The organism is Escherichia sp. KTE31 (assembly GCF_000407925.1).
Classification (GTDB): Bacteria; Pseudomonadota; Gammaproteobacteria; order Enterobacterales; family Enterobacteriaceae; genus Escherichia; species Escherichia ruysiae.
On record NZ_KE136726.1, the window covers coordinates 613,853 to 629,793 of the forward strand.

The 15,941-nt window shown below is 49.1% G+C and carries 12 protein-coding genes, 1 tRNA gene and 1 pseudogene; 3 read left to right on the forward strand and 11 right to left on the reverse strand.

The features are described 5' to 3' along the window. Nucleotides 1-54: 54 nt before the first annotated feature. From nlpI to WES_RS02705, 9 genes are all read right to left on the reverse strand, one after another. Nucleotides 55-939: a lipoprotein NlpI gene (gene nlpI / locus WES_RS02745; RefSeq protein ID WP_000802080.1), complete on the reverse strand. Its 885-nt coding sequence runs from the start codon at nucleotides 937-939 to the stop codon at nucleotides 55-57. A gap of 108 nt (nucleotides 940-1,047) precedes the next feature. After that, nucleotides 1,048-3,183 (reverse strand): polyribonucleotide nucleotidyltransferase, encoded by a 2,136-nt coding sequence (gene pnp, locus WES_RS02740; RefSeq protein WP_000933927.1) that lies wholly within the window; start codon nucleotides 3,181-3,183, stop codon nucleotides 1,048-1,050. 246 nt (nucleotides 3,184-3,429) lie between these two features. Then, nucleotides 3,430-3,699, reverse strand: coding sequence for a 30S ribosomal protein S15 (rpsO, locus tag WES_RS02735; RefSeq protein WP_000059470.1), 270 nt, complete (start codon nucleotides 3,697-3,699; stop codon nucleotides 3,430-3,432). A 148-nt stretch (nucleotides 3,700-3,847) separates the two neighbouring features. Next, complete coding sequence (gene truB / locus WES_RS02730; protein WP_016159710.1) at nucleotides 3,848-4,792, reverse strand: tRNA pseudouridine(55) synthase TruB; 945 nt, start codon at nucleotides 4,790-4,792, stop codon at nucleotides 3,848-3,850. Next, nucleotides 4,792-5,193: a 30S ribosome-binding factor RbfA gene (rbfA, locus tag WES_RS02725; protein ID WP_001040205.1), complete on the reverse strand. Its 402-nt coding sequence runs from the start codon at nucleotides 5,191-5,193 to the stop codon at nucleotides 4,792-4,794. The genes truB and rbfA overlap by 1 nt, the downstream gene beginning before the upstream one ends. 162 nt (nucleotides 5,194-5,355) lie before the next feature. Continuing rightward, nucleotides 5,356-8,028 carry a translation initiation factor IF-2 gene (infB, locus tag WES_RS02720; protein WP_016159709.1) on the reverse strand — a complete coding sequence of 891 codons (2,673 nt, stop codon included), beginning with the start codon at nucleotides 8,026-8,028 and terminating at the stop codon, nucleotides 5,356-5,358. A gap of 24 nt (nucleotides 8,029-8,052) precedes the next feature. Further along, nucleotides 8,053-9,540 carry a transcription termination factor NusA gene (gene nusA, locus WES_RS02715; RefSeq protein WP_001031044.1) on the reverse strand — a complete coding sequence of 496 codons (1,488 nt, stop codon included), beginning with the start codon at nucleotides 9,538-9,540 and terminating at the stop codon, nucleotides 8,053-8,055. Nucleotides 9,541-9,567: 27 nt separating this feature from the next. Continuing rightward, nucleotides 9,568-10,020, reverse strand: coding sequence for a ribosome maturation factor RimP (gene rimP, locus WES_RS02710; protein WP_001300397.1), 453 nt, complete (start codon nucleotides 10,018-10,020; stop codon nucleotides 9,568-9,570). Nucleotides 10,021-10,226: 206 nt separating this feature from the next. Continuing rightward, nucleotides 10,227-10,303: transfer RNA gene (locus WES_RS02705), tRNA-Met, on the reverse strand. 347 nt (nucleotides 10,304-10,650) lie between these two features. Between WES_RS02705 and argG the strand changes: the two genes are divergently transcribed. Beyond that, entirely contained in the window at nucleotides 10,651-11,994 is a 1,344-nt protein-coding gene (gene argG, locus WES_RS02700) for an argininosuccinate synthase (RefSeq protein WP_000207675.1), read from the forward strand. 239 nt (nucleotides 11,995-12,233) lie between these two features. On the opposite strand, the gene WES_RS02695 is transcribed toward argG, so the two are convergent. Beyond that, nucleotides 12,234-13,115 carry an AAA domain-containing protein gene (locus WES_RS02695; protein WP_147598610.1) on the reverse strand — a complete coding sequence of 294 codons (882 nt, stop codon included), beginning with the start codon at nucleotides 13,113-13,115 and terminating at the stop codon, nucleotides 12,234-12,236. A gap of 13 nt (nucleotides 13,116-13,128) precedes the next feature. After that, nucleotides 13,129-13,433 (reverse strand): annotated as a pseudogene (locus WES_RS23155) (integrase core domain-containing protein); the annotation flags it as partial. Nucleotides 13,434-13,826: 393 nt separating this feature from the next. Between WES_RS23155 and WES_RS02690 the strand changes: the two are divergent. Together WES_RS02690 and dcm are read left to right on the forward strand one after the other, a co-directional pair. After that, nucleotides 13,827-14,546, forward strand: coding sequence for an Eco47II family restriction endonuclease (locus WES_RS02690; RefSeq protein WP_016160012.1), 720 nt, complete (start codon nucleotides 13,827-13,829; stop codon nucleotides 14,544-14,546). Between the two features lie 80 nt (nucleotides 14,547-14,626). Then, nucleotides 14,627-15,859: a DNA (cytosine-5-)-methyltransferase gene (dcm, locus tag WES_RS02685; RefSeq protein WP_024195157.1), complete on the forward strand. Its 1,233-nt coding sequence runs from the start codon at nucleotides 14,627-14,629 to the stop codon at nucleotides 15,857-15,859. Nucleotides 15,860-15,941 lie beyond the last annotated feature (82 nt).

A 15,941-nucleotide genomic window follows, 5' to 3' on the forward strand; every position in this document is an offset into this window, starting at 1 on the left:
CACCCGTTAAGGTGATGGCAATCAAATAAGATTACGGGCTGATGTGTACGTCAGCTATTGCTGGTCCGATTCTGCCAGGTCATCTTGGTCCTGGCCCAGGAGCGATAATTCCAACAATGCGTATCGGTGCTCAACAAAGTTATGAACGTTGTTGGCAACCGCCAGTTTGAACAGTGCCGTGGCGCTGTCCAAATCCCCCAGACTTAGGTAGTACTTACCTAAATAGAAGTTGGTTTCACTGAGATGCTCAGCGAGCGAGGTGTTATCCGTTGCGTCCGCCTTGAGCCTTTCCATTAACGTTTGTTCGCTAATGTTGCCCAGGTAGAACTCGACAATGTTCCATCCCCACTGCTCCTTGTCCGATTTTTCGAAGTGCTGTTTTAACACTTCTTTAGCCTGCTTCTCATCGAGCTTCTGCTCGGCGAGATAAAGCCACAGACTACGGAAAGGATCATTGGGATCGTCTTGATAAAACGCCAGCAGATCATCTTGCGCTAACTTGTCACGACCGCCGTAATATAATGCGATCCCGCGATTCAAGTGCGCGTAGTTGTAAGTTGGATCAAGCTCAAGTACAGAATCAAACGCTTCATAGGCAGCATCAAAATTGCCTGCCTGCGTTAAATATATGCCTAAGTAATTGAATACTTCAGGCATATCCGGTCGGATTGCCAGCGCCTGCGAAAAATCGTTACGCGCTAATGCCCTCAGACCGAGACTATCATACAACACTCCGCGCTCATATAAAAGCTGTGCGCGTTCGTCATCGGTTAAAGCCCGACTGGCAAGGATCTGTTCCATACGTGCCAGAATCACTTCCTGCTGTAAAGTCGGTTGCAATGGTACTGCGAGGACTTCACTTTTACGCCAGGAAGTATTACTGCATCCTGCAAGCGTAAGTGCTGTCGCAACGAAACACCAGCGCAAAAAAGGCTTCATTTCCCACTCCCGAAGACCACGGTTGAATGAACGTCCTGTTCCCGGTTGCTAACAAGGCGTCCTGCCTGGTTAAAAGCCCCCCGCCGCAGCGGAGGGCAAATGGCAACCTTACTCGCCCTGTTCAGCAGCCGGAGCTTCCGGTGCCGCAGCAGGTTGAGACTGCTCAGTCGCTTCTTTAATGCTCAGACGGATACGGCCCTGGCGATCAACTTCCAGAACTTTCACCGGTACTTCCTGACCCATCTGCAGGTAATCGGTCACTTTCTCAACGCGTTTGTCAGCGATTTGAGAGATGTGTACCAGACCTTCTTTACCGCCGCCGATGGCAACAAATGCGCCAAAGTCAACGATACGGGTCACTTTACCATTGTAGACGCGGCCCACTTCGATTTCCGCAGTGATCTCTTCGATACGACGAATGGCGTGTTTTGCTTTCTCGCCGTCGGTCGCTGCGATCTTCACAGTACCGTCATCTTCGATTTCGATGGTGGTGCCGGTTTCTTCGGTCAGGGCACGGATAACAGAACCGCCTTTACCGATAACGTCTTTGATCTTGTCCGGGTTGATCTTGATGGTATGGATACGCGGAGCGAACTCAGAGATATCGCCACGCGGCGCGTTGATCGCCTGTTCCATTACGCCAAGGATATGCAGACGCGCACCTTTAGCCTGGTTCAGCGCAACCTGCATGATCTCTTTGGTGATACCTTCAATTTTGATATCCATCTGCAGTGCAGAGATACCGTCACGGGAACCCGCAACTTTGAAGTCCATATCGCCCAGATGGTCTTCGTCACCCAGAATGTCAGACAGTACAACGTAGTTGTCGCCTTCTTTCACCAGACCCATTGCGATACCCGCAACGGCGGCTTTGATCGGCACACCTGCGTCCATCAGCGCCAGAGAAGCGCCGCACACGGAAGCCATAGAAGAGGAACCGTTGGATTCGGTGATTTCAGATACAACACGTACGGTGTACGGGAATTTGTCCATATCCGGCATTACTGCCAGCACGCCGCGCTTCGCCAGACGACCGTGACCAATTTCACGACGCTTCGGAGAACCGACCATGCCAGTTTCGCCTACGGAGTACGGAGGGAAGTTGTAGTGGAACAGGAAGGTATCGGTACGTTCGCCCATCAGTTCATCAAGAACCTGCGCGTCACGTGCAGTACCCAGCGTTGCGGTAACCAGCGCCTGAGTTTCACCACGGGTGAACAGCGCAGAACCGTGAGTACGCGGCAGCACGCCAGTACGGACATCCAGACCACGGATCATATCTTTTTCACGACCGTCGATACGCGGTTCGCCTGCCAGTACGCGGCTACGAACAACATTTTTCTCGATAGCGTGCAGAATTTCACCCAGTTCGTTTTCGTCCAGGGTTTCGTCTTCAGCAAGCAGCGTCGCGATGGTTTCAGATTTGATCACGTCAACCTGCGCATAACGCTCTTGTTTGTCGGTGATGCGGTAAGCATCGCTCAGACGAGCTTCAGCCAGTGCAGCAACGCGTGCGTTCAGCTCTTCGTTTACCGGCTCCGGCTGCCAGTCCCAACGCGGTTTACCGGCTTCTTTCACCAGTTCATTGATGTTCTGAATAACAACCTGCTGTTGTTCATGACCGAACACTACTGCGCCCAGCATCTGGTCTTCGCTCAGCAGTTCAGCTTCAGATTCAACCATCAGTACGGCTGCTTCCGTACCCGCAACAACCAGATCCAGTTTGCTCTCTTTCAGCTCGTCCTGGGTCGGGTTCAGTACGTACTGATCATTGATGTAACCCACACGGGCAGCACCAATCGGACCATTGAACGGAATACCAGACAGAGACAGTGCTGCAGAAGCACCAATCATCGCGACGATATCCGGGTTAACCTGCGGGTTAACAGAAACTACGGTGGCGATAACCTGAACTTCGTTGACGAAGCCTTCCGGGAACAGCGGGCGAATCGGGCGGTCAATCAGACGCGCGATCAGGGTTTCGCCTTCGCTTGGGCGGCCTTCACGACGGAAGAAGCTACCCGGGATACGACCAGCAGCGTAGGTACGCTCCTGATAGTTAACGGTCAGTGGGAAGAAGTCCTGACCTGGTTTGGCTTTTTTCTGGCCAACAACGGTAACAAATACCGCAGTGTCATCCATGCTAACCATAACAGCGGCAGTGGCTTGACGCGCCATCATGCCTGTTTCCAGAGTTACGGTGTGTTGGCCGTACTGGAATTTACGAACGATCGGATTAAGCAATGTAATATCCTTTCTCTTTCTTAGACAGCACCTTAACGGCACTGGTGTTAATACCCGATCTTCTGCGCATCCTCGCGACTAATGACAACCCTAACCCAGCCTGATGTGGGTAAAGCCTCTCATTAGCCGCGCGAACCTCTGCAACGGAAGATCATTCATAGCAACAATACATTAGTTTCCAGTGAATTGCTGCCGTTAGCTTGAAAAAAGGGGCCACTCAGGCCCCTTTTCTGAAACTCGCAAGAATTAGCGACGCAGACCCAGGCGCTCGATGAGCTGGGTGTAACGTGCTACATCTTTACGTTTCAGGTAGTCGAGCAGTTTACGACGCTGAGAAACCATGCGCAGCAGACCACGACGGCTGTGGTGATCTTTTTTGTGCTCTGCAAAGTGACCCTGCAGGTGGTTGATCTGTGCAGTCAGCAGTGCTACCTGAACTTCGGTAGAACCGGTGTCGTTTTCACCACGACCAAACTCAGAAACGATTTTAGCTGTTGCTTCAGTACTTAGAGACATTTTAAAACTCCAAAGTATATAGAATGAAAGGACGCCGATCTCTAATTCAGCGATCCCAGTGTACGTCACGTAAAGTGTTAAACAATTTACGTGACGTTAAGCGGCAGTATTCTACTCGTAGCGACCTGTTATCGCAAGACGGTTAACATTACGCCGGGTATTCAACCACCAGGCGACGAGGCGCGACGCGGCCTTCATCGTCAATTTCGCCCATACCGATAAACTTACCGTTCTCACCTTCTGTAACACGAACCAGTCCTTCCAGCGGCGCACCAGATGTACGAACCGGGTTACCATTTTTGAAGTAAACAGAAGACGTTAACGGAAGATTCACCACCGGATAGTCCGAAGCTGGACTGTCCATTGGCATCAGTAATGGATCAAGTAACTCCGCAGCCGGAATATCCTGCTGTTCAGCTTGCTCAACCAGTTCACGCAGATGTTCCAGGGTCACCATCCGTTCGACTGGATATTTACTTACTGTCAGACGGCGCAGGTAAATAACATGCGCGCCACAGCCAAGTTTTTCACCCAGGTCGTCAATGATGGTGCGGATATAGGTGCCTTTTGAGCAATGAATTTCCAGCTCCAGCTCATTGCCTTCATGACGAATAAACAGCAATTCATAAACGGTAATCGGACGCGCTTCGCGTGGGACTTCAATACCCTGACGCGCGTACTCGTACAGTTTTTTGCCCTGATATTTCAGCGCCGAATACATCGAAGGGATCTGTTCGATATCGCCACGGAAAGTATCCAGTGCTGCCGCCAGTTGCTCTGCACTAAAGGTTACCGGACGCTCCTCAACGATTTGTCCGTCAGCGTCGGAAGTATCGGTACGCTGCCCAAGACGCGCAATCACCCGATAGCGTTTGTCGGAGTCCAGCAGATACTGGGAAAACTTCGTCGCTTCCCCGAGGCAAATCGGTAACATGCCGGTCGCCAGCGGGTCCAGCGCGCCGGTGTGTCCGGCACGGTTGGCGTTATAAATGCGTTTCACTTTTTGCAGCGCATCGTTGCTGGACATGCCCTGCGGTTTATCCAGCAACAAAACGCCGTTAATGTCGCGACCGCGACGACGAGGACGACTCATTAGTCCTCCTTGCTGTCGTCCGGGTTAACACGACGTTCTTCGTCATGTTTGACCACGCTGGTCACCAGGTTTGACATACGCATCCCTTCAACCAATGAGTTGTCGTAGAAGAAGGTTAGTTCCGGGACGATACGCAGACGCATCGCTTTGCCCAGCAGGCTGCGGATGAAACCAGAGGCTTCCTGCAACGCTTTGATGCCCGCTTTTACCGCATCTTCATCTTTGTCGTTGAGGAAAGTGACATACACTTTGGCATACGCCAGGTCACGAGACATTTCGACACCGGAAACGGTGGTCATCATGCCCAGACGAGGATCTTTAATTTCGCGTTGCAGGATGAGAGCGATCTCTTTTTGCATTTCCTGCGCTACGCGCTGCGGGCGACCAAATTCTTTCGCCATAATAAATTCTCCTGACAAAAAAGGGGCCATAAGCCCCTTTTTAAAATTAATTTCAGGTGGAAGGGCTGTTCACGTAGGCCTGATAAGACGCGCCAGCGTCGCATCAGGCAACGGCTGCCGGATGTGGCGCAAACGCCTTATCCGGCCTACACCCAATCAGCCTTAGGCAATCGTACGCTGAATCTCGATGATTTCGAATACTTCGATCACATCGCCAGTGCGGACGTCGTTGTAGTTCTTAACGCCGATACCACATTCCATACCGTTACGGACTTCGTTAACGTCATCTTTGAAGCGGCGCAGGGACTCCAGCTCGCCTTCGTAGATAACCACGTTGTCGCGCAGAACGCGGATCGGGTTGTGACGTTTAACCACACCTTCGGTAACCATACAGCCTGCGATGGCGCCGAATTTCGGTGATTTGAACACGTCACGCACTTCTGCCAGACCGATGATCTGTTGTTTCAGTTCCGGAGACAGCATACCGCTCATCGCCGCTTTAACTTCATCGATCAGGTTATAGATGACGGAGTAGTAACGCAGATCCAGGCTTTCAGCCTCAATCACTTTACGCGCAGAGGCATCAGCACGAACGTTGAAGCCAACCAGAATCGCGTTGGATGCAGCGGCCAGGGTCGCGTCGGTTTCGGTGATACCACCTACGCCAGAACCGATGATCTTCACTTTAACTTCGTCAGTAGACAGTTTCAGCAAGGAATCGGAAATCGCTTCCACAGAACCCTGAACGTCAGCCTTCAGTACGATGTTCACTTCATGAACTTCGCCTTCGGTCATGTTGGCGAACATGTTCTCGAGTTTAGATTTCTGCTGACGCGCCAGTTTAACTTCACGGAATTTACCCTGACGGTACAGTGCAACTTCACGTGCTTTTTTCTCGTCACGAACAACGGTCACTTCGTCACCCGCAGCCGGAACACCGGACAGACCAAGGATTTCCACCGGAATGGACGGACCTGCTTCCAGCACTTCCTGACCCAGTTCGTTACGCATTGCACGAACACGACCGTATTCGAAGCCACACAGAACGATGTCGCCCTTGTGCAGAGTACCTTCACGTACCAGTACAGTTGCAACCGGACCACGACCTTTATCGAGGAAGGATTCGATGACCGCACCGCTCGCCATCCCGTTACGCACAGCTTTCAGTTCCAGGACTTCAGCCTGCAGCAGGATCGCATCCAGCAGTTCGTCGATACCTGTACCCGCTTTTGCAGATACGTGTACGAACTGGCTTTCACCGCCCCACTCTTCCGGCAGAATGCCGTACTGGGACAGTTCGTTTTTAACGCGATCTGGATCAGCTTCTGGCTTATCGATTTTGTTCACAGCAACCACAACCGGCACACCCGCCGCTTTCGCGTGCTGGATTGCTTCAATGGTCTGCGGCATTACGCCGTCATCTGCAGCGACAACCAGAACTACGATATCCGTTGCCTGCGCACCACGTGCACGCATTGAAGTAAACGCGGCGTGCCCTGGGGTGTCCAGGAAGGTGATCATGCCGTTTTCAGTTTCAACGTGGTATGCACCGATGTGCTGGGTAATGCCGCCTGCTTCGCCAGAGGCCACTTTCGTTGAACGAATGTAGTCCAGCAGAGAAGTTTTACCGTGGTCAACGTGACCCATGATGGTCACGACCGGTGCACGCGGTTCAGCCGCAGCGCCAGTATCACGGTCGCTCATTACCGCCTCTTCCAGTTCGTTTTCACGACGCAGGATAACTTTGTGGCCCATCTCTTCGGCAACCAGCTGTGCGGTTTCCTGGTCGATGACCTGGTTGATGGTTGCCATTGCGCCCAGTTTCATCATCGCTTTGATGACCTGAGAGCCTTTAACCGCCATCTTGTTCGCCAGTTCGCCAACGGTGATGGTTTCACCGATCACCACGTCACGGTTAACGGCCTGAGCTGGCTTCTGGAAGCCCTGCTGCAGTGAAGAACCTTTGCGTTTTCCGCCTTTACCGCCACGTACTGCTGCGCGCGCTTCTTCGCGATCGGCCTTAGATTCAGAGTGTTTGTTGCCTTTTTTCGGACGCGCTGCTTTCGCGTTACGACCACGGCCACGGCCGCCTTCGACTTCACGATCGCTTTCGTCTTCTGCCTGGCGAGCATGTTGAGAAGTAGTGACGTGATAATCGCTGGAATCTTCAGTCGGTTCCGCGTTATCAGTCCATTTATTTTCTTCCGCCATACGACGTGCTTCTTCAGCAACGCGACGTGCTTCTTCTTCGAGTTTACGACGCGCTTCTTCTTCGGCTTTACGCTTGAGCTCTGCAGCTTCCTGCTCACGGCGGGCTTTTTCAGCCTGGGCGTTTTTAGTCATATCGTCTTGTTGATTGCTCACTTTGTCTTTTTCCGCAGCTTCACGTTTCGCTTGTTCAGCGGCTTCACGTTTAGCTTGTTCTGCGGCCTCACGTTCAGCTTTTTGTTGCGCCTCGCGTTTGGCCAATTCTTCTGCCTCACGACGGGCTTGCTCTTCCGCTTCACGCTGCGCTTGCTCTTCCGCTGCAAGGCGTTCAGCCTCTTGCGGATCGCGTTTCACAAAGGTGCGTTTCTTGCGGACTTCGATTTGTACCGATTTGCTTTTTCCACCGGTACCAGGAATGTTAAGGGTGCTACGTGTTTTACGTTGCAGCGTTAATTTGTCCGGTCCTGAATTTTTCTGACTCAGGTGGTCAATTAAAGTCTGTTTCTCTTGTGCAGTCACAGAGTCGTCAGCAGACTTCCGGATACCTGCATCAGCAAATTGCTGTACCAGGCGTTCCACGGAGGTCTGTCGCTCTGCGGCCAGCGTTTTAATCGTTACATCTGTCATGCTGTTCCTTCCTGCTACAGTTTATTACGCTTCGTCACCGAACCAGCAAATATTACGGGCAGCCATAATCAGTGCTCCGGCTTTTTCGTCGGTCAACCCTTCGATATCAGCCAGATCATCAATGCCCTGTTCGGCGAGATCTTCCAGCGTACAAACGCCACGGGCGGCCAGTTTGAATGCCAAATCACGATCCATCCCTTCAAGGTTCAGCAGATCGTCAGCCGGTTTGTTATCACCGAGGCTTTCTTCCTGGGCCTGTGCAATGGTGGCCAGTGCATTTTTAGCACGCTCGCGCAGTGCTTCAACAGTCGGCTCATCAAGGCCTTCAATTTCCAACAGCTCTTTCATCGGCACATAGGCCAGTTCTTCCAGCGTCGAGAAGCCTTCTTCTACCAGGACAGTGGCAAAGTCTTCGTCAATGTCGAGATAACGGGTGAAGGTATCGATCGCTGCGTGTGCTTCCGCCTGATGTTTAGCCTGCAGGTCGTCAACGGTCATTACGTTGAGTTCCCAACCACTCAGCTGCGAAGCCAGACGCACGTTCTGACCGTTACGGCCAATTGCTTGCGCCAGATTACCAGCTTCAACGGCGATATCCATGGTGTGTTTATCTTCATCCACCACGATAGAAGCAACGTCTGCCGGTGCCATCGCGTTGATCACGAACTGCGCCGGGTTATCATCCCACAGGACGATATCGATACGCTCGCCGCCGAGCTCGGTGGAAACTGCCTGAACACGGGCACCGCGCATACCGACACAAGCACCTACCGGATCGATACGTTTATCGTTGGTTTTCACCGCGATTTTCGCACGAGAGCCCGGATCGCGAGCTGCAGCTTTAATTTCAATCACTTCTTCGCCGATTTCCGGCACTTCAATGCGGAACAGTTCGATCAGCATTTCCGGCTTGGAACGGGTTACGAACAGCTGCGCGCCACGCGCTTCCGGGCGAACGGAATAAAGTACGCCACGAACGCGGTCGCCAGGGCGGAAGTTTTCACGCGGCAGCATGTCTTCTCGCAGGATGACAGCTTCAGCATTGTTACCCAGATCCAGAGAGATATTATCGCGGTTTACTTTTTTCACCACGCCAGTGATGATTTCACCTTCGTGTTCACGGAACTGATCAACAACCATCGCGCGTTCGGCTTCACGAACTTTCTGCACGATAACCTGTTTTGCCGTCTGGGTCGTAATGCGGTCAAAGGTGACAGACTCAATCTGATCTTCAACGTAATCGCCCAGGTTCAGGCTTTCATCTTCAAAACGCGCAGCTTCAAGGGTGATTTCTTTAGTCGGCTGAGTGACTTCATCAACTATCAGCCAGCGACGGAAGGTGTCAAAATCACCGCTTTTGCGATCGATCTGTACGCGGACGTCGATCTCTTGTTCATATTTTTTCTTGGTTGCTGTAGCCAATGCGCTTTCCAACGCTTCGAAAATTTTCTCGCGAGGCAGCGCCTTTTCATTGGAGACGGCTTCAACTACAGCCAAAATTTCTTTGTTCATCGCGGGGTTTTCACCTCATCCAGACTATTAAAAGTGGGGAACCAGGTTCGCCTTCTGGATATTACTCAGCGCGAACACTTCATCTTTACCTTCGACGGTAACTGTGATCATTTCACCGTCTACCGCTTTGATAACGCCCTGCCATTTACGACGGTTTTGTACCGCCATACGGAGAACCAGAGTCACCTCTTCTCCGACGAAACGGGCGTAGTGTTCAGCCGTGAACAGTGGGCGATCGAGACCCGGTGAGGAGACTTCCAGGTTATAAGCAACGGTGATGGGATCTTCAACATCCAACACGGCACTTACCTGGTGGCTCACATCAGCACAATCATCAACATTGATGCCATCTTCACTATCAATATAGATGCGCAGTGTGGATGTGCGACCGCGAATAAACTCGATGCCAACCAGTTCAAAACCCAGGGCCTCAACTGGCGCAGTAATCATCTCTGTTAATTTTTGCTCTAATGTGGACAAGCCCACCCCCAAGACATAAAAAAAGGGCCTAAAGCCCAGTTATTCTGTAGTCAGATAACAAAAAACCCCGATAAATCGGGGCTTTATATAACTGAACCCTATAACCGCAAATGCGGTCTGGAGCACTTTCCAGAAGGATTTTTTCAAATCCCACTACGAAGGCCGAAGTCTTCACAGTATATTTGAAAAAGAACTCTAAGGGAAAGTGGTTGCGGGGGCCGGATTTGAACCGACGACCTTCGGGTTATGAGCCCGACGAGCTACCAGGCTGCTCCACCCCGCGCCTGAAACGTGGCAAATTCTACTCGTTTTGAGTAAAAAATGCAAACACTGCTGGGATTTGGTGTACCGAGACGGGACGTAAAATCTGCGGTCATTATAGTGATCCACGCCACATTTTGTCAACATTTATTGCTACTCACGTGAATGGATATCCAGTTCACTTTCATTGATTGAATAATTTCTACCTCACCTTACTTCTCTTAAACGCATTATTTTACAAAAAACGCACTAAACTCTTCCGGTCTCCGATAAAAGATGATTAAATGAAAACTCATTTATTTTGCATAATAATTCAGTGAGAGCGGAAATCCAGGCTCATCATCAGTTAATCAAGCAGGGTGTTATTTTATGACGACGATTCTCAAGCATCTCCCGGTAGGTCAACGTATTGGCATCGCTTTTTCTGGCGGTCTGGACACCAGTGCCGCACTGCTGTGGATGCGACAAAAGGGAGCTGTCCCTTATGCATATACTGCAAATTTGGGTCAGCCAGACGAAGAGGATTATGATGCGATCCCTCGTCGTGCTATGGAATACGGCGCGGAGAACGCTCGTCTAATCGACTGCCGCAAACAACTGGTGGCGGAAGGCATTGCCGCTATTCAGTGTGGTGCTTTCCATAACACCACTGGCGGCCTGACCTATTTTAACACCACGCCGCTGGGTCGCGCCGTGACTGGCACCATGCTGGTTGCTGCCATGAAAGAAGACGGCGTTAACATCTGGGGTGATGGCAGCACCTATAAAGGAAACGATATCGAACGTTTCTATCGTTACGGTCTGTTGACCAACGCGGAACTACAAATTTACAAACCGTGGCTTGATACTGACTTTATTGATGAGTTAGGGGGTCGTCATGAAATGTCTGAATTTATGATTGCCTGCGGTTTCGACTACAAAATGTCGGTCGAGAAAGCCTACTCCACCGACTCCAATATGCTTGGTGCCACGCACGAAGCGAAAGATCTGGAATACCTCAATTCCAGCGTCAAAATCGTCAACCCGATTATGGGTGTGAAATTCTGGGATGAGAGTGTGAAGATCCCGGCAGAAGAAGTCACGGTACGTTTCGAACAGGGTCATCCGGTGGCGCTGAACGGCAAAACCTTTAGCGATGATGTGGAAATGATGCTGGAAGCCAACCGCATCGGCGGTCGTCACGGCCTGGGCATGAGCGACCAAATCGAAAACCGTATCATCGAAGCGAAAAGCCGTGGTATCTACGAAGCTCCGGGGATGGCGCTACTGCATATCGCTTATGAACGTCTGCTGACAGGTATTCACAACGAAGACACCATCGAGCAGTATCACGCGCATGGTCGTCAGTTGGGTCGTCTGTTGTATCAGGGACGTTGGTTCGATTCCCAGGCATTGATGCTACGTGACTCTCTGCAACGCTGGGTTGCCAGCCAGATTACAGGTGAAGTTACCCTGGAGCTGCGTCGCGGGAATGATTACTCCATCCTTAATACCGTCTCTGACAATCTGACTTACAAACCAGAACGTCTGACGATGGAAAAAGGTGACTCGGTGTTCTCGCCAGATGATCGTATTGGTCAACTGACCATGCGCAACCTGGATATCACCGATACTCGCGAAAAACTTTTCGGTTATGCCAAAACGGGTCTGCTCTCATCTTCTGCCGCTTCAGGCGTACCGCAGGTTGAGAATCTGGAAAACAAAGGCCAGTAATTCGACGTTAACCCTGCCCATCAAGGGCGGGGTTATCTGGATTTCCTCTGTCAAATCTTTTCTTATAATGCCAGGCGCATTATGCAAAGATGAAAGATGAGATAAACAATGAGATTGAAAATAGGGAAGGCGACTCGCAATAAATCTTATAGTCACCTTCATATGAGTAAAATATTCTCTTTATCGATTTCACCGATGACATTATTACGTCATCCTGTGCCAGGAACCGATCTTCGCACTTATAGCTGACGCTGTTCCAGACTGCTATATATTGCCTTTATTTCATTTTTTACGCCTTCGCCACGGTACACCAAAGACGTATCGTATCGTTGATATTTATCTTCCCGCGCGGCACTGAACCAGTTAAAAGATCCGACGCACAGCAGCTCTTCATCCTCAATCACAATTTTGCTGTGAACACGATTAACCAATTTCGTAGCGATGCCCATATTATTGAGCTTTTCAACAGCATCATTCAGCAGATGTCGTTTCTCCTGACGCTTACCATCATCGACATGCGCTATATTGCAGTTTTTATCCGTCACCACGGTAATATCAATGCCCCGGGAACGGGCCAGAGCCATTGACGCCAGAAACCCGGTTTGCTCCACTTTTTGCCAGGATAACCAGGGAGAAATGATCGTTATTTTCTTTTGAGCCCCGGCAAGAGCCTTATTCAAAAATGCATCATGCTGCTCCACACCATGCAGCGTTGAAATCTGTGCATTTGCGGAACTTAAATCTTGTCGTTTCTGAAACTCAAATTGCAACGCATTGTTGTCTGAAGCAAACAGATATGTAGCCAGTAATCCTCGCGGCGAGGAAGCCGGCTGCATCTCAATAAGATCCATATCCCCAAAAACCAGAAAACTATCTTTCGCACGCGAGACTGCGACATTGAGGATGCTGCTATTGCTATCAATAAACCGCCCATCCTCATGTTTTGAATAGACCGTAGAGAAAAGAACTATCGCCCTCTCCGCCCCCTGCAAGGAATGCACAGTTCCCACGGTCAGCGAATCATCTTCGTCACTGCAATTAATCTCCAGCTTACGCAATGACGTCTTGATGGCATTAACCTGTGCCGAAAATGGCGTCACAATGCCAACGACTTTATACAACGGTTTGTAGTGGTCAACAAAAACTGGCCACCGAGTTAGAGTTTTCCAGTATCGATTTTCCGATTCGTTTGGGGGTAACCCACCGTTATATTCGTGCGGTCTTAGTGCGCTGTAATATCCAACGATATAGTCCGTTATGCCGTGAGCTGCCTCGCTGAAGCTTACGTAACCCACCACCGGCATCCATTCGTTCTTCAGACTCCTGAAGAAGCGTTCCATTGGGCTGTTATCCCAGCAGTTTCCGCGCCGGCTCATACTCTGCCTGATCCGGTATCGCCACAGTAACTGCCTGAACTGCCTGCTCGTATAATGACTGCCACTGTATAGTTCTGGTCAACAACCAGTTGAGCGGATTCGCATTTGAATTCAGGACTAAAATTTCTTCTTTTCATTTGTGCTCCTGTGTTGTTCTGAGGTGAGCATATCACCTCTTTTCAGGTGGCCAAATTCAGTAAACCACTTCAAATCCCCTATCCCTGTAACATATTGCTCGAATCCTCAGCACAAGCCATTCAGATCCCGTCACAACAAACATCCGCTCTTTAAGTGCTTATTGATCGTTTTAATCTATGTCTGTAATCGTTATGATTAGAAAACTTGCTCCAGTGTCGTTTTTGAGAGCTGTCGTGTAATTAGCCGCAACCGCAATAGTCCCCAAAGGTTATTACGCGAAAAATTTATTGAATTATAAAGAATGATGGAGAGACAACTATGTCATTACTTGAATATATCAGTGATGAAGATCTTTTTAACGAAGTTGAAATCTTATTAACGAAAGCTAAAAAGAAAAAAGACGCTGCTGAGAAGACTTTTACCAGCAATGTGATTGACCCTTTTGGCGCACTTTTTGAAGCTCCGGGGTTCTCATCCCATGAAGAGTGGCGAAACTCCGAACTAGCACGACAACAGCAGAAAACCATTCAAAATCATGTTGGTACTTTTCACCAAAAAATCCTCGGCCATGTTGAAGGATGGCGGGATATGGGGATTGGTGGCATCGTTGATCTTCTCAACGAAGAAAGAAAAATCATCGCTGAGGTGAAAAATAAATACTCAACGGTTACTGGCGGGGATCTAGCAGATAAATATAAAGGTTTAGATGAGTTGGTATCACCGAAACATAGCCGATTTAAGGATTACTGCGCGTACTTTGTTAATATAATCCCTCGTAAACCTATCAGATATGACATCCCTTTTACCCCTTCCAATAAAGGTAGCGGTACTCAGTGTCCTTCGAACCCTAACATTCGAATCATTGATGGTGCGAGTTTCTATGAGCTTGTCACTGGCAGACCAGATGCTCTGCAAGAACTCCATAGTGCTCTTCCTCACGCAATTGAGTATATTTTGAGCGAACGTTTTGGGCAGCAAGGCTTTTCCATCCCTGATAAAGATAGTTTTATTAAGTATTTTGGGCTCGCTTACGGCTAATAACCATGATCAACGTTTGACAAAGTACATGTAAACCCATACAGTAGTAACCATGACTAATGTTGGCATGGTTACTAAATATGTTAAAGGAAGAGTTTTCACTTTCAGAAGTTGCAGACATTTTGGGCGTTTCAAAAGAAACTTTAAGGCGTTGGGATACTGCTGGAAAATTAGTTTCTCAAAGAAATGACGAAAACAACTATCGATTTTATAAAAAAGAGCAACTTAAAAATTTTGAACAAGCTCAGTTTTTATTTAAAAGCCAGTGGTCTGATGAGACTAAAATAAGCAATAATGTTTATACTGTATTAGAGTTATTTGCTGGCGCAGGGGGGATGGCTTTAGGTTTAGAAAAAGCCGGTTTAAAATCTGTTTTACTAAATGAAATTGACTCCCATGCTTGTAAGACGTTACGAAAAAATAGGCCTGAATGGAATGTGGTTGAAGGTGATGTGAGCCAAGTAGACTTCACACCTTATAGGAATACCATTGATGTGCTGGCTGGTGGCTTTCCTTGCCAAGCATTCTCTTATGCAGGCAAAAAACTTGGTTTTGAAGATACACGGGGCACCCTTTTCTTTGAATTCGCCCGAGCCGCTAAAGAAATCAATCCGAAAGTTCTTTTAGCAGAGAATGTTCGAGGGTTGCTAAATCATGATGATGGACGAACTTTAGAAACAATAAAAAATATTATCACAGACTTGGGCTACACTTTATTTGAGCCGAGAGTACTTAAGGCTATTTTCTACAAAGTGCCGCAAAAACGCGAGCGTTTGATCATTGTAGCTGTAAGAAATGATCTTGCTGATGGCATCGATTATGAGTGGCCTTCTTCTTACAATAAAATATTAACCCTTAAAGATGCATTAAAAAAGGGAGTGTTGTACGATAGCGACGTGCCAGAATCTGAGGGACAAAAATATCCCAAAAGAAAAGCAGAGATCCTAAGTATGGTTCCTCCCGGTGGCTATTGGAGAGATCTTCCAGAAGATATTCAAAAAGAATACATGCTCAAGAGTTTTTACTTAGGAGGGGGCAAAACTGGTATGGCTCGTCGCTTGTCATGGGATGAACCAAGCCTAACATTAACATGTGCCCCAGCACAGAAACAAACAGAGCGTTGCCACCCAGAAGAAACAAGACCATTAACTGTGCGTGAGTATGCAAGAATACAGACCTTTCCCGATGACTGGGTATTTGAAGGCCCAATGTCAGCGAAATATAAGCAAATAGGAAATGCTGTTCCTGTTAATCTGTCATTTGCTGTTGGCAAATCTGTGGTACATCTTTTAGATAAGATAAATAAAAGATAACCATACTGGGTAGGTTTCATGGCCTACCCTTTTATTCTTACCCTATGTTGGATTCGTTAGATTTATTGCAAAATAATTCTTA